21 protein-coding genes are annotated in these 18,275 nt (G+C 68.1%); 8 read left to right on the top strand and 13 right to left on the bottom strand.

Annotated features, from left to right (window positions below):
- Positions 1-204 precede the first annotated feature (204 nt).
- The 4 genes from WS49_RS31175 (at position 205) to WS49_RS31160 (ending at position 2,241) form a co-directional block, all read left to right on the top strand.
- Positions 205-645 (top strand): hypothetical protein, encoded by a 441-nt coding sequence (locus WS49_RS31175; RefSeq protein WP_059536673.1) that lies wholly within the window; start codon positions 205-207, stop codon positions 643-645.
- A 203-nt stretch (positions 646-848) separates the two neighbouring features.
- The gene (locus tag WS49_RS31170; protein ID WP_059536668.1) at positions 849-1,322 is read left to right on the top strand and encodes a universal stress protein; all 474 of its coding nucleotides are present in this window, start codon (positions 849-851) and stop codon (positions 1,320-1,322) included.
- A gap of 31 nt (positions 1,323-1,353) precedes the next feature.
- Positions 1,354-1,629 (top strand): DUF1488 domain-containing protein, encoded by a 276-nt coding sequence (locus WS49_RS31165; protein ID WP_059452516.1) that lies wholly within the window; start codon positions 1,354-1,356, stop codon positions 1,627-1,629.
- Between the two features lie 177 nt (positions 1,630-1,806).
- Positions 1,807-2,241: an Hsp20/alpha crystallin family protein gene (locus WS49_RS31160; protein ID WP_059452431.1), complete on the top strand. Its 435-nt coding sequence runs from the start codon at positions 1,807-1,809 to the stop codon at positions 2,239-2,241.
- A 105-nt stretch (positions 2,242-2,346) separates the two neighbouring features.
- On the opposite strand, the gene WS49_RS31155 is transcribed toward WS49_RS31160, so the two are convergent.
- Positions 2,347-3,012 carry a nitroreductase family protein gene (locus WS49_RS31155; RefSeq protein WP_059536665.1) on the bottom strand — a complete coding sequence of 222 codons (666 nt, stop codon included), beginning with the start codon at positions 3,010-3,012 and terminating at the stop codon, positions 2,347-2,349.
- 230 nt (positions 3,013-3,242) lie between these two features.
- Here WS49_RS31155 and WS49_RS31150 point away from each other — a divergent pair, with 230 nt between their 5' ends.
- Complete coding sequence (locus WS49_RS31150; protein ID WP_059452433.1) at positions 3,243-3,893, top strand: BON domain-containing protein; 651 nt, start codon at positions 3,243-3,245, stop codon at positions 3,891-3,893.
- Positions 3,894-3,941: 48 nt separating this feature from the next.
- Positions 3,942-4,181, top strand: coding sequence for a hypothetical protein (locus WS49_RS31145; RefSeq protein ID WP_059536661.1), 240 nt, complete (start codon positions 3,942-3,944; stop codon positions 4,179-4,181).
- Between the two features lie 90 nt (positions 4,182-4,271).
- Here the strand turns inward: WS49_RS31145 and WS49_RS31140 are convergent, their stop codons facing one another.
- The 5 genes from WS49_RS31140 to WS49_RS31120 form a co-directional block, all read right to left on the bottom strand.
- Positions 4,272-6,029 carry a SulP family inorganic anion transporter gene (locus WS49_RS31140; RefSeq protein WP_059536658.1) on the bottom strand — a complete coding sequence of 586 codons (1,758 nt, stop codon included), beginning with the start codon at positions 6,027-6,029 and terminating at the stop codon, positions 4,272-4,274.
- A 164-nt stretch (positions 6,030-6,193) separates the two neighbouring features.
- On the bottom strand, positions 6,194-6,427 hold the full coding sequence (locus WS49_RS31135) for a hypothetical protein (protein WP_059536654.1): 234 nt from the start codon (positions 6,425-6,427) through the stop codon (positions 6,194-6,196).
- 140 nt (positions 6,428-6,567) lie between these two features.
- Positions 6,568-7,596 carry an LOG family protein gene (locus WS49_RS31130; protein WP_059536650.1) on the bottom strand — a complete coding sequence of 343 codons (1,029 nt, stop codon included), beginning with the start codon at positions 7,594-7,596 and terminating at the stop codon, positions 6,568-6,570.
- Positions 7,597-7,618: 22 nt separating this feature from the next.
- Positions 7,619-7,954, bottom strand: coding sequence for a c-type cytochrome (locus WS49_RS31125; protein ID WP_059536646.1), 336 nt, complete (start codon positions 7,952-7,954; stop codon positions 7,619-7,621).
- A 19-nt stretch (positions 7,955-7,973) separates the two neighbouring features.
- Positions 7,974-8,981, bottom strand: a complete 1,008-nt coding sequence (locus WS49_RS31120; protein WP_059536641.1) for an Acg family FMN-binding oxidoreductase — start codon at positions 8,979-8,981, stop codon at positions 7,974-7,976.
- A gap of 172 nt (positions 8,982-9,153) precedes the next feature.
- On the opposite strand from WS49_RS31120, the gene WS49_RS31115 reads away from it, so the two are divergent.
- Entirely contained in the window at positions 9,154-10,143 is a 990-nt protein-coding gene (locus WS49_RS31115) for a zinc-dependent alcohol dehydrogenase family protein (protein WP_059452440.1), read from the top strand.
- 25 nt (positions 10,144-10,168) lie between these two features.
- Here WS49_RS31115 and fnr read toward each other — a convergent pair whose 3' ends face one another.
- The 3 genes from fnr to WS49_RS31100 all read right to left on the bottom strand — a co-directional run bounded on the left by fnr (position 10,169) and on the right by WS49_RS31100 (position 14,005).
- The gene (gene fnr, locus WS49_RS31110; RefSeq protein ID WP_059536637.1) at positions 10,169-10,942 is read right to left on the bottom strand and encodes a fumarate/nitrate reduction transcriptional regulator Fnr; all 774 of its coding nucleotides are present in this window, start codon (positions 10,940-10,942) and stop codon (positions 10,169-10,171) included.
- Between the two features lie 424 nt (positions 10,943-11,366).
- Complete coding sequence (locus tag WS49_RS31105; RefSeq protein WP_059536634.1) at positions 11,367-12,014, bottom strand: response regulator; 648 nt, start codon at positions 12,012-12,014, stop codon at positions 11,367-11,369.
- Positions 12,011-14,005, bottom strand: coding sequence for a PAS domain S-box protein (locus WS49_RS31100; RefSeq protein ID WP_059536630.1), 1,995 nt, complete (start codon positions 14,003-14,005; stop codon positions 12,011-12,013). The genes WS49_RS31105 and WS49_RS31100 overlap by 4 nt, the downstream gene beginning before the upstream one ends.
- 247 nt (positions 14,006-14,252) lie before the next feature.
- On the opposite strand from WS49_RS31100, the gene WS49_RS31095 reads away from it, so the two are divergent.
- Positions 14,253-14,723, top strand: a complete 471-nt coding sequence (locus tag WS49_RS31095) for a universal stress protein (RefSeq protein ID WP_059536627.1) — start codon at positions 14,253-14,255, stop codon at positions 14,721-14,723.
- Between the two features lie 50 nt (positions 14,724-14,773).
- On the opposite strand, the gene WS49_RS31090 is transcribed toward WS49_RS31095, so the two are convergent.
- The 4 genes from WS49_RS31090 to WS49_RS31075 all read right to left on the bottom strand — a co-directional run bounded on the left by WS49_RS31090 (position 14,774) and on the right by WS49_RS31075 (position 18,227).
- Positions 14,774-15,607, bottom strand: coding sequence for a universal stress protein (locus tag WS49_RS31090; RefSeq protein WP_059536623.1), 834 nt, complete (start codon positions 15,605-15,607; stop codon positions 14,774-14,776).
- Positions 15,604-16,107 carry a universal stress protein gene (locus WS49_RS31085; protein ID WP_059452517.1) on the bottom strand — a complete coding sequence of 168 codons (504 nt, stop codon included), beginning with the start codon at positions 16,105-16,107 and terminating at the stop codon, positions 15,604-15,606. The genes WS49_RS31090 and WS49_RS31085 overlap by 4 nt, the downstream gene beginning before the upstream one ends.
- A gap of 69 nt (positions 16,108-16,176) precedes the next feature.
- A complete protein-coding gene (locus tag WS49_RS31080; RefSeq protein WP_059536617.1) occupies positions 16,177-17,379 on the bottom strand; it encodes an acetate/propionate family kinase in 1,203 nt (400 codons plus the stop codon).
- An 8-nt stretch (positions 17,380-17,387) separates the two neighbouring features.
- Positions 17,388-18,227: a universal stress protein gene (locus WS49_RS31075; protein ID WP_059536613.1), complete on the bottom strand. Its 840-nt coding sequence runs from the start codon at positions 18,225-18,227 to the stop codon at positions 17,388-17,390.
- Positions 18,228-18,275 lie beyond the last annotated feature (48 nt).

The following is an 18,275-nucleotide window of genomic DNA, read 5'->3' as shown; positions in this document are numbered from 1 at the left end:
CAGGCCGGGAATGGCCGACTCGACGGATCTTATTGCAACCGACCAAGGCGTTTTCCGAGTTGATGCCAGTCAAGCGCGCCGCGCGAGAGGGCGCTTGATGCAGGTCAACCGCATTCGCCGGGGCGGCAATACAGTCGATTGCAGCGTCGGCGCGAAGCCGCGCGTAACCATGTGCGGCATTCACGGCCTGGCGAGGCATTGACGATGAAACAACGGGCGTTGGCGATGAGCGTGCTCCTCGCGCTGGGCGCATGTGCCGGGGCAGAGCGAACCGAGACCTTCAGGGCGATGGAAACGCGCCTGCTTGCGATGCGTCAGGCCGCAACGCTGCAGTGCTCGACGCCGTCCGACTGCGACCGGGCATGGAGCCGCACGCGGCGCTATGTCCAGGATCATTCGTCGACCCGAATCACGCGACTGGGCACGGACCGGATCGAAACGGCGCAGCCGTATCTGGCCGGAGAAGTCTATCTCTGGGCGTCACGCACGGAATCGGGCGGCGGCGGCTCGGTGATCCGGCTCAAGGCGATGTGCAAGGGCATGTATGACAGCAACGGCGGCCCGGGATGGCAATACGATGTGTGCGCCCGGAAGATCCTCGATATCGAGCAAGGTTTCCGGTCGGACGAGAAGTCGCCGGGCTAGCGGCGAATGCCGTCAGTTCTCGGCAATGCGGCGTCTCGTTTCGCGGTCGTCCGGATGCCGGCCAACGGCCGCCGGTTTCTTCTCGTGCCGGTTTCGTAGCGGCCCCGAACCGTTGACTTCCGTCAACGCCTGCTCGCGGCAAGCACCGATGATGGAAGCGAATCCGAACGCCGCCGGCGCGTCGGTTCATCAGCGAGGTTCGCATGTACACGAATATCATGGTTGCCACGGACGGGAGTCCTTCGGCGAATCGGGCGCTCGACGAAGGTCTCAGGATGGCCAGGTTATGCGGCGCCCGCCTGTTTGCCGTGTTCGTCGTCGACAAATCCACGCTGTTCGTCTACGGCGGCCGCATGGAGCCGGAAGCCTTGCTCGACGAGATCCGGCGCCATGGCGCCGCGATCCTGCGAGACGCCGACCGGACGATCTCGCGCGCCGCCGTCAACGGCGAGACGGAAGTCATCGAGACCGAATTCGGCCAGGACGTCGCGGAGCGCCTGCAGCGCTACGTCGTCGATCATGCGATCGATCTGGCCGTGATCGGCACGCACGGTCGGCGCGGTGTCCGGCGGCTGGTGCTCGGCAGCGTCGCCGAACGCTTCCTTCGCGCATCGAGTTGCCCGGTCCTGCTCGTGCGCGGCGAGGATACCTCACCCGCCACGGTCGCGGTGGCCTAGGGCCTGTTCATCATCCGCCCAGGTGATCATCATGCAGATATCGTTTCCTTCCGAACATCCGACGTATTGCGACCTCGATTCCGCGCTGAGCTTTCCGGCGCTCGTCGAAGGGCGCCGCGTGCGCTGCGCGATCACCTCGGCGGCGCTGGAAGATCACTTCCGCGCGGCGTCGCCTCGCGAGCAGGATCTCGTCGACGCCTTCGCGCGCCATCGTCCCGCCATCGAGCGCGCGGCCCGCTCCTTGCTCGAGGAAATCGGCGGACGGCCGATCCTGCTGCACAGCGGCCATTTCCGGTTCTGTACGTGATCGGCCGCCGCCCTTGACGCGCATCAAGCGCGTGCCGGGGCGTGCGGGTACGCTGGATTCCTAAAGATCATTCGTCCCATGCGCGGCATGTGGTGTCGCGCCATCCGATCTTCATTGCGGCCGATGCTGTCGGGACGAAAGCGCCGGTCGTCTGTCACCGTATGAGGAGTACGAACCATGAGCAACATGACGCGTTACGATCCGTTTTCGATCGAACCCGTATCCGACCTGTTCCAGGGGCTGTTCAGGCCGCTGCGCGGCATGGCGCTGGCAGACGAGCCCGATCTTGCGTCGATGAAGATCGACGTCACCGAAAACGACAAGGCGTACACCGTCAACGCGGAACTGCCGGGCGTCGCAAAGGACGACATCGACGTCCAGGTGACGGGGAATACCGTATCGATCAACGCGAAGATCGAGCGCAAAAGCGAACAGAAGGACGGCGAGCGCGTGATCCGGCGCGAGCGCTACAGCGGTGCGATCAGCCGCTCGTTCTCGCTGTCCGGCGACATCGACGATGCCAACGCGACGGCGACGTATCAGGATGGCGTGTTGTCGCTGACGCTGCCCAAGAAGGCGCCGGTCGGGCAGAAGAAACTCACGATCAGCTGATCGGACGGCGGGCAACGGGCGATGCAGGCACGCATCGCCCATCGGGAGGATCCGGCGCGCGGAGCGATCCGCGCGCCATGTCGTTGGCGCGATCGAATCTGCGCGTCACGCATGCAATGGCGTACTGCCGGGCCGATAGCCGACCGTCTGCGCGAGGATCGGCAACTCGTCCTCGTTCAGTCGCAACGCGTCGGCGAGCGTGCGGTGATTGATCCAGCCGCGCACGACCGTTCCGAGGCCGGCCGCCGCGCAATACAGCGAAACGTTCTGCGCGATGGCGCCCGCCGCGATCGCCGAGAACACGTCGCGCTGCTGCGGCGGCATGTCGAGTATCGCGGCCGTCCGGACGACGTAGACGAGATCCAGCGGCGCGCGGCCGACGAAATCCTGATAGCCCGTGAGGTTGCGCGCATCGACCGCGTGTTTCAGCACGAGCCGGTGCGCGGGCGCATCGTAGCGATAGACGCCGTAGGGCAGCGCGACGTAGATGTCGATTTCATTGAATGCGTGCGCGGACGGCGCCGTCCGGCCGCCGCTCGCCGGGCGGTTGATGCCGTCGGCCGCCCACAGCATCGTGCCGAGCGTCATCGGCGGGAGCGGTGTGGCGGCGAATTCGCGGGAGCTCATTCGGGTCGCGAGCGCCGCCATCAGCGGCACGTCGTTGTCGAGCATCGGGCGCGGCAGGTCGACGATCGCCGGCGACTCGCCCTCGGGCGACGCCGGCTGCATCACGGGCGCCGGCGAATAGGTCAACAGCTGCTGTTCGGTCATTCGAGTCTCCTTGAAGCGTGATTGCGCGTGCCGGGAGCGTCGCGCATCGGCGATTTCACGATAAGACGGCCGGTCCGTCGCGGCTTGACTTCCGTCAAGCGGCGCACCGGACGGCCACGACGTGCGGCGCGCGGCATCCGTTGACCTGCATCAGCGCCCGGACGCCGCGCGTGTGCAAATCTGGCTATGTGCGGCGGACAGGCACGCCGCGGCTCACAGGAGAGCAGACGATGAAAACCGACAAGCAGTTGAAGCAGGATGTCCAGGACGAACTGGAGTCCGACCCGTCGATCGATTCGACGCGCATCGGCGTCGAGGTGACCGACCGGATCGTGACGCTTTCGGGGCACCCGCCGAGCTACGCGGAGAAGCTGGCGATCGAGCGCGCGGCGAACCGCGTGGCCGGTGTCAAGGCGCTCGTCGTGGACATGACCGTGCATCTGCCGGACGACGACGTGCGCACCGACGAAGACATCGCCAAAGCGGTGCGCTCGGTGCTGCACTGGACGGTCGGGCTGCATGACGACGCGGTCAAGGTGCAGGTCGAACGCGGCTGGATCACGTTGTCCGGCAAGGTCGACTGGGCGTACCAGAGCCACCTGGCCGTGCGCGCGATCTCGCAGATGCGCAGCGTGACGGGCGTGACCGACCACATCGCGGTGCAGGGGACGGTCGGTGCGGACGACATCGGCGGGAACATCAAGCGCGCGATCATGCGTCACGCGGAGCGCGAGGCGAAGCACATCGCGATCGACGTGCACGACGGCACCGTGCGGCTGTCCGGCAAGGTCGGCTCGTTCTCCGAGCGCAAGGCCGTGCGCGGTGCCGCGTGGTCCGCGCGCGGCGTGCGTGCCGTCGTCGACGACCTGGTGGTCGAGTAAGTCCGGCAGCCGGATGGGCGGTCCAAGGAGACCCAGGAGGGCAGTCGGATGACACTTTCGGGCGAACTTCACGAAGCGGACTGGTCGGTCGCGATCGAGACGATCGCGGCCGAATCCGGCGGCTTCCACTGCCGGATCCACGTCACGCTCAAATCGCCGGACGGCATTTGCGAGCGGACGTTTTCGCACTGCAGGACACATGCAACCGAGCGCGAAGCCGCGATCGACGCGCTGCGCGCCGGGATGACGTGGATCGAGATGAAGAAGTCGAATACCTTCACGGTCTGAACCGGTTGACGGGGCAGACCGGCGAAGGCACCGGTTCCGTCGCGCGATGCGCGGTACGGCGATCGCCGCGCCGATGCGTGCCGCGGTCGTCTACCGCGTCTTGTGCGAGACGCGCCAACGCCGCGCACGCTTTTTCTTGCACGCACGCGCATGTTGTTCCGGCCGCCGAACGTGACGGGCAACCGCGTCGGTCACGGTCGGAAAGAAGCTGGCCGCGCCGAACACGTCGAACAAACCGTAGGCGCGCAGGCGATCCTTCACCGGCCCCTTCATCTCCGCGAAATTCATCGCGATGCCGCGTTCCCCGAGTTCCTCGTGCAGCGCCACGAGCCGATCCGCGGCGCTGACGTCGATGTCGGTGACGGGCTCGGCGGCGACCACGACGCGCGTGACCGGGCCCGCCGCGCGTGCGATCGCGGCGTCCAGATGCTCGCAGAAGATCTCGACGTTCGCGTAGAAGAGCGGCGCGTCCCAGCGAAACAGCACGAGCCCCGGTGTTTGCTCGGCTTCAGGATGCCGCGCGACGTCGTGATAGCCGCGCACGCCCGTCAGCCGGCCCAGCACCGCGTCGTACGGATGCCAGGCCCGCCAGACGAACGACAGCAGCGACAGCGCGCTGGCCAGCAGGATGCCGGGCACGACGCCCATGGCGATCACGCCGGCGAAACACAGCATCGAAATCAGGCATTCGCCGCGGCGCATCCGGTATAGCCGCACGACGCCGCGCACGTCGGCGATGCCGAACGCCGCATAGATCACGACAGCGGCCAGTGCCGTGCGCGGGACGAACGTGAGCAGCATCGGCGCCGCAACGAGCAGAATCGCGATGCACGCGGCCGCGACGACATTCGTGACCTGGCTTTGCGCGCCCGCGGCGATCGCGACCGGCGTGCGGGACGCGCTGCTGCTGACCGCGCAGCCCTGCGTCACGCCGGCGAGCAGATTGGCCGCGCCCAGTGCGATCAGTTCCTGGTTGCGGTCCGGCGCGTCGCCCGCCCGTGCGGAAAGCGCGCGCGACAGCATGCTGATGTCGGCGAACGACACCAGCGCCACCGCGATCGCGCCGGATGCGAGTGCGCCCACGTCGGCCAGCGAGACGGCCGGCAGGCGCGGGACAGGCAAGCCGGCCGGCAACGCGCCGACCGTCGCGACGCCGTGCAACGGCGACAGGCGAGCGACGAGCGTGGCCGCCAGCACGGCGATCAATATCGCGGGCCAGCGCGGCGTCACGCGTTTGATCAGGAATATGGACGCCAGCACCGCGACGCCGAGCAGACCGGCCGAGAGGGAAAAACGGCCGTCGACGAAGGCATGCGCGATGCGCGTCACGCTGGAAAACACGTCGTTGCCCGACACCGGCATGCCGAACAGTTCGGGCAGCCGACCGACCACGAGCGCGATGGCGATGCCGTTCAGGTAACCGTACTGGATCGGGCGCGACAGCAAATCGGTGACGAAGCCGAGGCCAAGCGCGCCGAGCAGGATGCAGATCGCGCCGGCGGACAGCGCCAGCGCGCCGGAAAGCGCGATTGCGCGCTGCGGATCATGGGCGGCGAGCGGGGCGATGGCGCCCGCGATCAGGGCTGCCAGCGCGGAATCCGGGCCGAGAACGAGGATCCGGCTCGGGCCGAGCAGCGCATAGGCGAGCAATGCCGCGATCGACGCATAGAGGCCCGTGATGGCGGGCAGCCCGGCCGCCTGCGCATAACTCATGCCGACCGGCACCAGGACGGCGGAAAGCGCGAGCCCCGCGTAGAGGTCGCGAGAAAGCCACGCGTGCCGATAGTGCGTGAGCAGCGCGACGCCCGGGAGCATGCGGACGATCCGTCCGGATAGCGGGCGGTTCATCGCGGCTTCATCGCTGAAAGGTCGGGGCGAAAGGGTTGCCGTGCCCCGACAGGCAGGCGCTCATCGGAATGTGGCCACCCCCGCATGGATGCGCGAAACCGCGCAGCGACAGGGGCCGTCGCGCCGGCGACGGCTACCGAGGCTCGACGCCACCACGCCAGGCATCACGCGACCTTGACCGTGGAAAGCTGCAACGCCTGGGCGAAGCGGGCCAGCGTGGCGATCGATCCGGTCACGCTTTCGTACCGCTCGCGCCCGATCTGCCCGTCGAGTATCACCAGCATGCCGGCGTCTCGGGCGAGCGCGACGAGTGCCACCGTGTCGAGCGCGGCGGGGTCGGACGTGTCGGATGTGGCGGCCCGCATCCCCGAATCGGAACGATAGTCGGCGTGTGACATGACGTCTCTCCTGGTTGTTGTGCGATCGGTGTGCCGGTGGGCCGGTATCCGTGATTCCAGTATCGTTGCCGCGCGCCCCCGATTCAATCAGCCGGCCCCGAAGTCGCGGTAGGAATCGCGCCCGCTTCGTCGGCGGATTCCTACACCGTGCGTGGCTTTGCCGGCGCCTTGCAGCGCGCCGGCGCGCGTTCCCGGCGCCGCGCATACCAGCTTCCGATCGCGTGCCAGATCGCCGCGGCCGATTCGCAATACGTGAACAGTTCCAGATCGCGGCGGTCGATCATCCCTTCGTCCGCGAGAAACGCCAGGTCGACCGCGCGGCGCCAGTACGCCTCGCCGACGAGGATGACCGGCAGCGGCGCGATCTTGCGCGTCTGCAGCAGGGTCAGCACCTCGAACAACTCGTCGAACGTGCCGTAGCCGCCGGGGAAGAAGACGGCCGCTTTCGCGCGTTCGAGCAGATGCAGCTTGCGGATCGCGAAATAGTGGAACCGGAAGTGGAGATCCGGCGTGATGTACGGATTCGGCGCCTGTTCGCGCGGCAGTTCGATATTGAAGCCGATGCTCGGGGCGCCGCGCTCGTAGGCGCCGCGGTTGGCGGCTTCCATGATGCCGGGGCCGCCGCCGGTGACGATAGCGAGCCGCGCGGTGCGTGTGCACCGGTCGGCATGGGCGACGATGCGGCCGAACTCGCGCGCGACGCGGTAATACACGCTGTATTCGACGAGCCGGCTGGCGATCGTGACGGCGCGCCGCCGGCTCGGGTCGTACGGACGCTCCGCGAGCAGGCGATTGGCCTCATCCAGCCGCGCGTTGGCGACCGATGGCGCGACGATGCGCGTGCTGCCGTAAATCACGACCGCATGGCCGATCCGTTCGTTCTGCAGGCGCTCCTCGGCTTTCCAGTAATCGAATTGCAGCCGGATGCCGCGCATGCCGGAACCCCGCAGAAGGGCCGCGTCGTCGTCGGCCGGGGGGCGGTTCGGGCTTTGGGTGACGCGCCGCGCACGGCGCGGGATGGCCTTGACGCCGTCCTTGCGGACGATGGCATCGGGCCGCGTGCGCAGCCGTTTGCCGCGCGCCTTCGCGATCGTCGCGACGGGGGCGGGACGGCGGCGTGCGGTGCCTTTTGCCGTGCCCGCGGAAGCGCGTTTGATGGGTGTCGACATCAAAGGAAGCGCCGCGCGACGGTCACTGGCTCAACACCCATTGCACGAGCAGATGCGCGTCGTCGCGAGACAGCGGCCCGCCGCGATCGATGGCCGACGGCATCGGCGTGTCGCCCCAGTGCACGCGGCCGCCGACGCGCAGCTTGCGTTCCAGCTCCGCGGCGGCATGCGGATCGCCGCGATAGCGCTCGGCGATCTCGTGAAACGACGGCCCGAGGAACGTCATGTCCGGCGTATGACAGAACATGCAGTGCTGCGCGTTGACGAGTTCGGTCGGCTCGGGCACGGTCGTCTGCGCGGCGGCCGTGCCGGCTGTCAGCGCAATCGCGCAGAGGGCGGCGCAACGCATGATGCTCATGTTCGTTTCCTTGTCGAGATCAGGAGAAGGAGACCACTTCGTCGAGCGGGCGACGCGGCGAATGCGGCGTATGCGGACCGCGCCCGACGCGCAGCAGCAACTGCGGCTCGCCGCGCAGCCCGAGCATGTGGCGCAAATGCGCGCGCAACCCGGCCGTCTCGATCGGCTGGTTCAGGTACGACGCGGTGTAGCCCGCGCGCGTCGCGACGAGCAGGATGCGCTCCAGCGCCTGGCCGGCGGCGAGCCACGCTTCGCGATCGTCGCGCACGGTCCCGATGCACACGATCAACGGCGATGCGCCGACGAGCTGGTGATGCAGCGCGGCCAGCCCGTTGCCGAGATCGAAGGTCCGTACCGCCATCGTCACGACGGGCGCGGCGAAGTCCAGCAAGGTCGGCACGCCGGCCGCGAAGGCGGGCATGCCGTCGACATGCCGGCGCGGATCGATCCAGCTCGCCAGCTCGCGCCGGAAGCGCGGGTCCGAGAACTGCTGGCGGTCGGCCTCGGCGACCAGCTCCGCGACACGTGCGCGATGCGCGATCGAGTCGACGCACGCGACGTCGGCGCCTTCCGCGACGCCGGCCGCGATCAGTTCATGCTGGATTTCCTCGGGCACGGCCGTCGATTCGAACGGGGCGCGCGTCGTGACGCGGTCCGGAATCGCATCGAACAGCGCGCCGAGCGACGCATCGGAATAGCCGTCGTCGCAGACCCGGACCGTCGCAAGGAGATCGGGGTCGACTTCGGAAGGAAACGTGCTGATCGTATGCGCGAGCCCGGCGTGATCGAGCGCGACGCGCAGGTTGAGCAACGCCGCGCCGCAGCTGATGATCAGCTCGCGATCGAACGGATCGACGACGGGCAATGCGCGAACGCGGTCCGCGCACACGGAAATCGTTGCGCCGTTGACCAGGAAGCGCCACGGCTGGGAATTGTGGCTGGACGGAGCCAGCACCGCGTAGCCCAGCAACTCCCTCAACTGCTGGTCGGGATGGGCGCTTGCGGCAAGCGGGGGAACGGATATCATCGATCATCTCCAGGTTGCCGCGCGGGCGGCGTCTCGCCACTTCATCGTGTCAGCAACCGTTCGGCGGCCGTTGACGCACGTCAAGCGCCCGTCATCGGGCCAACCGCGGGCGGGGCCGGGCGACTAGCCTTGGAAGCGAAGCGCGCGACACCCGTCGCGCAGGGAGACGAGCATGCTTGCGATGATGTTTGACGGCACGACACCGCAATTGCGCGAAGCCCGCGTGCCGGATCCGTCGCCCGCGGCGGGCCAGCTGCTGATCGACGTACACGCATGCGGCGTATGCCGGACCGATCTGCACGTCGTCGACGGCGAGCTCGCGCACCCGAAGCTGCCGCTGATTCCAGGGCACGAAATCGTCGGAACGGTGCGCCGGCTGGGCGAAGGCGTGACGGGCTTCGCCGTGGGCGACCGGGTGGGCGTGCCCTGGCTGGGCTCGACGTGCGGGCATTGCGCGTACTGCGCGTCCGGTCGCGAGAACCTGTGCGACAGCCCCGGATTCACCGGCTATACGATCGACGGCGGCTACGCCGAGTGCGCGGTCGCCGATCACCGCTATTGCGTGCATCTGCCGCAACGCTATTCCGACCTGGAAGCCGCGCCGCTCCTGTGCGCCGGCCTGATCGGCTATCGAACCTTGCGCATGGCGGGCGACGCGCGTCGCATCGGCATCTACGGTTTCGGCGCGGCGGCCCATCTCGTCGCGCAGGTCGCGCATTTCGAAGGACGCAAGGTGTTCGCGCTGACGAAGCCCGGCGACACGGCGGCGCAGCAGCTCGCGCTGTCGCTGGGCGCCGCGTGGGCAGGGGGCAGCGACGAAGCACCGCCGGAGCCGCTCGATGCCGCGCTGATTTTCGCGCCGGTGGGCGCACTGGTGCCGGCCGCCCTGCGCGCGGTCGACAAAGGCGGGATCGTCGTGTGCGGCGGCATTCACATGAGCGACATCCCGGGCTTTCCGTACGCGTGGCTGTGGGGCGAGCGCCGCATCGCGTCGGTGGCCAACCTGACGCGTGCGGACGCGGTCGAATTCATGCGGATCGCTGCCGCGACGCCGCTGCGGGTCGAGGCGGTGCGCTACGCGCTGACCGATGCGAACCGCGCACTCGACGACCTGCGCGGCGGGCGCATATCGGGCGCCGCCGTGCTGGGCATGCGCGGTTGATCCGCTCGACGGCTTCGCGGCGCGCTCAGATCTGTCGCAGGCCGTCCGAATCGACGATCCGGATCTGCTTGCCTTGCGCCGCGACGAGCCCCTTGTGCTGGAACTTCGACAGCATGCGACTGACCGTTTCGAGCTTCATGCCGAGATATTCGCCGATCTCGTCGCGCGTCATCCGCAGCACGAATTCCGCGGCCGAGTAGCCGCGCGCCTTGAAGCGCGCGGAAAGATTCAGCAGGAACGCGGCCACGCGCTGCTCGGCGCTCATCGTGCCGAGCAGCAGCATCTGGGACGATTCGCGCACGATCTCGCCGCTCATCATCTGATACACGTGATGCTGCATCGGCCGCACTTCGCGGCACATCTGCTCGAGCTGGCCGAACGGGATGATGCAGACCGTGCTGTCCTCGAGCGCGATCGCGTCGCCGTTGTGGTGCCCGGTGTGCACGCCATCGAGCCCGAGCGATTCGCCGACGATCTGGAAGCCGGTGATCTGCTCGTCGCCGTCGCGATGCATCACGATGGTCTTGAACGATCCGGTTCTCACTGCATAGATGCTGTTGAATGCGTCGCCCGCCCGAAACAGCGTTTCGCCGCGCCGGACGTGACGCGTCGTGCAGATCATCGCGTCGACGCGTGCGAAATCGTCGGGCGAAAGATCGGGCGGCAGGCAGACGGTACGCAATGCACACGTCGAACAGCGGGACGCGGCGCGCTTGGGCTGATCCGTCGGTTCGACGGGATGCAGCGGGATGAACGTGCGCAACGGCATGGTCGTCGAGACTTCGGCACTGCTGTGCATGATCGGCTCCAGTTCGGGGGCAGCTGCGGTTCGCCGTCGGGCGGGGTCGCGCTGACCGTTGTACCGGCGGCCTTGGTGTCTGCCGCCTTCCTGTCGGGAAAGCCCCATCGGACGCGCCGGGAGACCGATACACCGGTCTCGTCGATGATGCTGCCTTGGCTCCGGGAGGCGCGTTTGTTCGTTTTTCTTGATGTGCAGTATGGATGTTGCGCAACGTCAAGAAAATCAGCCGGAATTGAAGTTGGAGTAGGTGAGAGGGAAGTCTTGTAGGAGGTTTCCTACAGAGGCGCGGCACCTTGTCGCGAGCGTCGCCGGCTTACGCCTGCCGCCGAGGGCGGGCGCCGCGTCGCCGCGCCCGCCTGGCCGTCGTCAGCGATACTGTCGGGACATCAAGTCCGGGACGCGACGCTGCCCGATGCCGCCGTCAAAGCTCGTCCGGGTCCTCGAACAGCTTGTGGCGCATCGCGTAGCGCACGAGTGCCGTGTCGTTCGGCAACTGCATCTTCTCGAGGATCCGCGTCTTGTACGTGCTGACGGTCTTGACGCTGACGCAGAGCGCCTGCGCGATTTCGGAGATCGACTCGCCGGTGGTGACGCGCCGGAAGACGTCGAATTCGCGGTCGGACAGGCGCTGGTGCGGGAGAAGATCGGTCGGCTCGTTCAGACTCTGCGCGAACTGCTCGGCCATGGTCAGGCTGACGTAGACGCCGCCGGCCGCGATCTTGGTCAATGCGGCGACCAGTTCGGCGCTGGCACTTTCCTTGGTCATGTAGCCCGACGCGCCCGCGCGGAATGCGCGCACCGCATACTGCTGCTCGGCATGCATCGTCAGCACGAGGATATGCAATCCCGGCTTCTCGTCCTTGATCTGCTTGATGAGTTCGACACCGTTGCGGCCGGGCATCGACAGATCGAGCACCAGCAGGTTGGCGTCGGTGTCGCGTATGAGCGCGATCGTCGAGGCGCTGTCCTGCGCTTCCCCGACGACCTCGAAACCGCTCGCGCTCTTCAGGATGTGTCGAAGACCGTCCCTGACGAGTGCGTGATCGTCGGCGATGAGTACCTTGATCATGAAAGCACATCTCCTTGCTGGATGGCGTGAAGCGGCAGCGCCACGGTGATCGTGAATCCCGCGCCCGGCCGGTTGTCGATCGTCACCGTACCTTCGAGCATGTGCGCGCGCTCGCGGATGCCGATCAGGCCGAACGACGGGCGGTCCTGCACATTGCCGGCGTGCTCGGGCGCGCCGTGACCGTTGTCCGCGATGCGCAGCATGCAATATCCGTCTTCCACTTTCAATGCCAGCGTCACGTTCGTCGCGTCCGAGTGTCGCGCGACGTTGGTCAGCGCCTCTTGCACGATGCGGAACAGCGTGGTCGCGCCGGTGCCGGTGAACGCGGTGTCGACGGGCGCGATGTCCCGGTCGACCGTGATCCGGTAGCGGCGCGTGAAATCGTTTGCAAGCCATTCGATCGCCGGGACGAGGCCCAGGTCGTCGAGCATCACCGGCCGCAGATCGGCCGCGATGCGCCGGACGGACGCAACGATCGAATCGATCAGGCGATGCATGCCACCCAGCTGCTCGCGCACGCCGGTGTTGGGGGCGACGACACCACGGAGCCCCAGCTCGACGGCGGAGAGATCCATCTTGAGCGCGGTGAGTTGCTGGCCGAGGTCGTCGTGCAACTCGCGGGCGATGCGCGTCTTCTCTTCCTCGCGCACGTTCTGCAGGTTGGCGGACAGGTCGCGCAGTTCCTCGCGCGACTGCTTGAGGGCGTTTTCCGCGCGCATCCGCTCGGTCACGTCGCGCAGCATGACCGTGTACAGCTTGCCGGTGCCGTCGCGAATCTGCGAGATCGACGCCTCGATCGGAAATTCGGTGCCGTCGCCGCGCAAGCCGAACAGCACGCGTTGCCGCCCCATCTGGCGCTCCGACACGCCCGTCACGCCGAATTGCTCGACGTGTCGCGCATGCGCGGCGCGGAAGCGCTCGGGGATGAAGCGGGACAGCGGCGCGCCGACCGCCTCCATCGCGGAGACGCCGAACACGTGCTCGGCGGCCGGGTTGAAGATCACGATCGTCTGGCTTTCGTCGACGGTGATGATGGCCTCCATCGACGACCGGATGATGCCCATCATCCGCGCCTCGGTGGGCTGGCTGTCGCCGGCGGGCGTATCGGCGAGCCCGCGTTTCGCGACGGCCTGCCGCACGAGCGCGGCCAGCATCAGCGAAAGCACGGTGCCGGCCAGCAGGACGGCCAGCATGACGCCGGAGGTGTCGGCGCGCGGTGCGCTGTAGCGCAGCGAGAGCGGCGTGCCGCCGAACGTCAGCGAATCGGTGCGCTGGAGCATGTCGCCGGCTGCGGTCGAGTCGCCGGCGCGCAAGCCGCCGGAATACACCGGCGCGGCCGGATTGTCGGCCGTGATTTCCAGGTGCAACCGATCGAGAACGGACGCATCGACGAGGCGGTCCGGATTCAGCGTGGCATAAACGTACCCGGTGGCCGTCGCGTGCCGCGACCCGGACGAAGCAATGTCTTCAGCGTTCGCATAAATCGGCAGGTACAGCGTCAGCTCCGTCCGGGCAATTGCGGCATCGGTGCTGTCCTGGAACGCGTTCGCGGCGAGCGTGACCTTGCCGGTTTCCGCCGCGCGCTGAAGTGCCTGCCGGGTCGATTGATTGTCCTCCGCCGCGCTCGGCTCGATTCTCCCGATACTGCGGACCGGCGATTGCAATCCGTCCAGATTGAGACTGGCGAGATAGCGGCGCCACGCAGCCCCGGATTGCGGCGCGGGCAGCGTCGACGCGAAGCCGTGCGCGCCGCGCAAAACGGCAGCCGCGCCGAGGAGCGTGCGCCGAAGGTCGGCCGTCGCGAGCGTCGCGGTTTGCTCGAACCTCGCCTGCGCGGCGTGCTGTGCCCCGTTCTGCAGTGCCCGGGACGCCGCAACCGTTGCAGTCAGGCCAAGCGCCAGCGTCAGCAGCGCGGCCATGGCTGCATATCGCGCGGGCCGGATCCGGTGCGATGCCGGCCCGGCCCTGGAGGGGGGCGAATTCGTTGTCATTGCCGTTCATCCTGACGGACTTCGTCGGTGGCTGGCTGGCGGCGGGCCGGACGCGAGGCACGAACAGCGGGGCGGGCCGCAACTGCAATATCGCCCTGATTGTGCGCGGTTTACCGACGTTCGCCAATCGGGACCGACGCGCACGGGCGGCGCCGTGCGTGTTTGACCCGTGTCAACGGAAAGGCGCCCGCCGGGATCAGACTGGTTTCACGAACCGATCGAACCGGGACGACGGCAGGGAGGCGCCATGTACCAAAGGATTTTTGCGGCACTCGACGGCAGCCGCGGTGCGCGGCTCGCGCTCGACGAGGCGATTTCGCTCGCCCGCGAGTCGGGCAGCCTGGTCATCGCCATGTGCGTGGTATCGGATGCGCCGCGGCTGGCCGACGTCGACAGCGGCTATATCGACCAGCGCGACCCGGCAGGCCTGGACGCGGACAAGGCCGCGATCGCGGTCTCGGACGCGGAAACCGCGTTCCAGCTGTCCGGCGTATGCGGCGTTGCGCAAACGATCGACGCGTGCGGAGAGGACATCTCGGACGTGCTCGCGCGAGCCGCCGCCGAATGCGATGCGGACCTGATCGTGATGGGCACGCACGGCCGGCGCGGCGTGCGCCGTGCGTTGCTCGGCAGCGTCGCCGAATCGCTGGTGCGCATCGCGGACCGGCCGGTGCTGGTCGTACGCGAAGGGCCGGGCGCGTGTGCCGGCGTGCTGTGAGAGGGTGACCAGAGGCGGGCAGCCGCAAGCGGCTGCCCGTTTTCGCTCGCTCAGTGAGACAGCAGGACCGGCACCGTCATCGTTTCGAGGATCGTGCGGGTGGCACCGCCGAGCACGCGTTCGTGCATGCGCGCATGGCTGTACAGGCCCATCACCAGCAGATCCGCGTGCAGGTCGGTCACCCGGTTCAGCAGCGTCGCACCCACGCTCACCGACCGTTGGCGCGGCGTGGTCGAGAACGACGCGCGAATGCCGTGCCGTTCGAGATACGCGGCGACGTCAACGCCCGCCGGCGTCTTGTCCGGATCGGGTTGCCCGCGGCTGACCGTCTCGACGTTGACGAAGCGCGCGCGGGCGAGCAGCGGCAGGGCGTCGGCCATCACGCGGGCGGCTTCGCGACCGCCGTCCCAGCCGATCAGCACGTTCTCGCCGAGCGTTCGCACGTCGCCCGCGTAGGGCACGACGAGCGCCGGGCGTCCGCTGCCCATCACGACGTCCTCGACGAAATGACGTGCGACGTAGGTCAGGCGGTCGTCGGGATTTTCCTGGCCGAGCACCAGCAGATCGGCGTGGCGTGCATGCAGGACCGCGGCCTCGGTGGCGTTGCCGGTCGGCGCCTGCCATTCGACGCTGCGCCCGGCGCGCTCGGCGGCGATCAGGAATTTTTCTTCCGCTTCCTTGCGCCGCTGGTCGCACAGGCGTTCGTAGACGGCCAGCTTCAGCGGTTCGTCGGGCCGACGCAACGGCTCGAAGAGGTCCTGGCAAACCACGTAGAGGCCGATCAGATGGGCGTTCCAGCGTCCCGCGAGTTCGAGCGCGAGGTCGACGCGCGTCGCACAGCGCTCGCTGTCGTCGAGATGGACGAGCAGGGTCTTGTAGCTCATGACGGCTCCTTTTCGGTTGATGCCGCGGTGGTCTCGGCGGCCGCCTTCGCGGCGCAGCTCGCCGGAATCATCAGGACCGGGCACGTGGCCTGACGCAGCACGCGCTCGGCCACGCTGCCGAGGAAGAGGCGCTGGAAGCCGCGCCGGCCGTGCGTGCCCATTACGATCAGGTCGGCGTTGATCTCGCCAGCGAGACCGACGATGCGCTGGGGGACGTCTTCGCGCGACGGCGCGACATTGGAGATCTGCGGCGTGCCGGACACGCCCCGCGCCTTCATGCGTTTCGCCGCGTCCTCCGTGACGCGCAGCCCTTCCTCGCGGAACGCGTCGATCAGGATCGACGGGTCGTATCCGTACGTGTCGTAGGCCGGCACCAGGAAATCGACGACATAGACGGGGGTCAGCCGTGCACCCGTCTCCGACGCGAGATTCAGCGCGGCGTCGAGTGCGCGGGACGACGTATCGCTGCCGTCGAGCGCAACCAGAATGTTCGAGTACATGACGATTCCCTTGAACGGATGTTGATGCAATCATCATCGGCGCGCGCACGCCGAGTGCGCTGATCTGGATCAACCGTCGCGGTTGCCGCGCAGCACGCGCACCGCGGCGCGCGCCGCGACCCACGCTTCGTTGGTCGGCTCGACGACCACCGTGACCGCGCTCGACGCGCACGACACCACATGCGCATGGGCCGCATTCGCGCGCGCGTCGAGCGCGACGCCGAGCCAGCCGAGCGCCGCGCAGATCCGCGCGCGCAATTCCGCCGAGTGTTCGCCGATGCCGGCGGTGAAGACGAGCATGTCGAGGCCGCCGAGCAGCGCGGTCAGCGCGCCGGTCTCGCGCACGATGCGATGGACGTACAGCGCCAGCGCGTCGCGGGCCGGCGCGTCGCCGGCCGCTTCGCGCGCGAGCAGCACGCGCGGATCGCCGGATGCCCCCGACACGCCCTTGAGACCGGACTCGTGATACAGCATGTGTCCCAGTGCGTCGCCGGACAGCTTGTCGACGTCGAGCAGGTGCAGGACGACGCCGGGGTCGAGCGTTCCGCAGCGGGTGCTCATCATCAATCCGTCGAGCGCGGAGAAGCCCATGGTCGTCGCGACGCTGCGGCAGTCGCGCAGCGCGCACAGGCTCGCGCCGCTGCCGAGATGGGCGGCGATCACGCGGCCATGCGCACGCTCGCCGAACGATTCGGCGAGCGCGACGGACAGGTATTCGTACGACAGGCCATGGAACCCGTAGCGGCGCACGCCCTGGTCGAACCACGTGTGCGGCAACGGCAGCAGCTGCTCGACGCGCGGCAGCGTGCGATGAAACGCCGTGTCGAACACGGCGATCTGCGGGACGTCCGGAAACGCGTCGCGCAGCGCGTCGATCGCATCCAGGCTGTGCGGCTGATGCAACGGCGCCAGCGGCGTCAGCGTGCGCAGCGCGTCCAGCACGTCGTCGTCGACGACCACCGGCTCCACGTATCGCGCGCCGCCGTGCACGACGCGGTGCGCGATCGCGCCCAGCGCGACATGCGGCAACTTCACGCGGATCCATGTCGCGATCTGCGCGAGCACGGCGCGGTAGGGATCGTCGTCCGTGCCGAGCGGCAGCGAAGCGTCCGGCTCGGCGTCGAAGCGGATCGACACGCTGTTGCCGGCCGCGACCGCTTCGCCGTCGTGCAACGGCCGCCGCACGGGATCGCCGTGCGGCGGATACGCGAAGATCGAGAACTTGACGCTCGATGAACCGGCATTGACGACGAGCAGCGCGAGCGTACGCATCGGCCGGCTCAGTGCGACATCAGCACGGGCAGCGTCATCGACGCCAGCACCGTGCGCGTGGCGCCGCCCATCACCAGCTCGCGCCAGCGCGGATGGCCGTAGGCGCCCATCACGAGCAGATCGGAACCCGTTTCATAAGCGCGCGACAGCAACGTGTCGCCGATCGCCGAGCCGGCGCCGGCATCGATGTCGAGCACGTTCACGTCGCGTGCATGGCGCGCCAGCATCAGCGCGGCATCGGCGGCCGGAATGCGCGTGGTTGCCGCTTCCGAATCGCCGTCGATCACGGCGGCGACCGTCGTGCGCTTCGCGTGTTCGAGGAAGGGGATCGCGTCGTGCGCGGCGCGCGCCGCTTCCCGGCTGCCGTCCCACGCGACGAACACCCGTTCGCCGATCGACGGGAATTCGCCGGTGTACGGCATGAACAGCACCGGGCGACCGGCGGACAGCACGAGGTTTTCCGGAAACTGGTCGTCGATGAAGGTCTCGGGATCGTTCGGGTCGCTCTGGCCCGCGATCACGAGGTCCGCCAGGCGGGCGGCGCGCGGCACGGCCAGGTTCGCGCGGTCGTCGGCACACACCCATGCGGCCTGCACTTTCGCGCGGGCCGTCTCCGCATGGAACAGGCGCTCCAGGGCCGCGAGCCGTTCGTCGCGCTGTTCGCGGTGCTCACGGAAGTAATCGGCGGATCCGGCCATCACGTAGAACGAATGCGGTTCCGGCGTGTAGACCGCGTACAGGCCGGTCAGATGCGCACCGAAGCGCCGGGCGAGACGCAACGCGAATTCGAGCCGCGAATGCGCGCGGGCGCTCGAATCGAGGTGCACGACTATGCTCTTGTAGCTCATCGGAATCGCTCCATCGACGGGGGAACCGCCAGTGCAATCCAGTCTACG

This window comes from Burkholderia sp. RF7-non_BP4, from assembly GCF_001521935.1.
In the GTDB taxonomy this organism is placed as follows: Bacteria; Pseudomonadota; Gammaproteobacteria; order Burkholderiales; family Burkholderiaceae; genus Burkholderia; species Burkholderia diffusa.
This window is presented reverse-complemented; position numbering and strand designations above follow the sequence as displayed.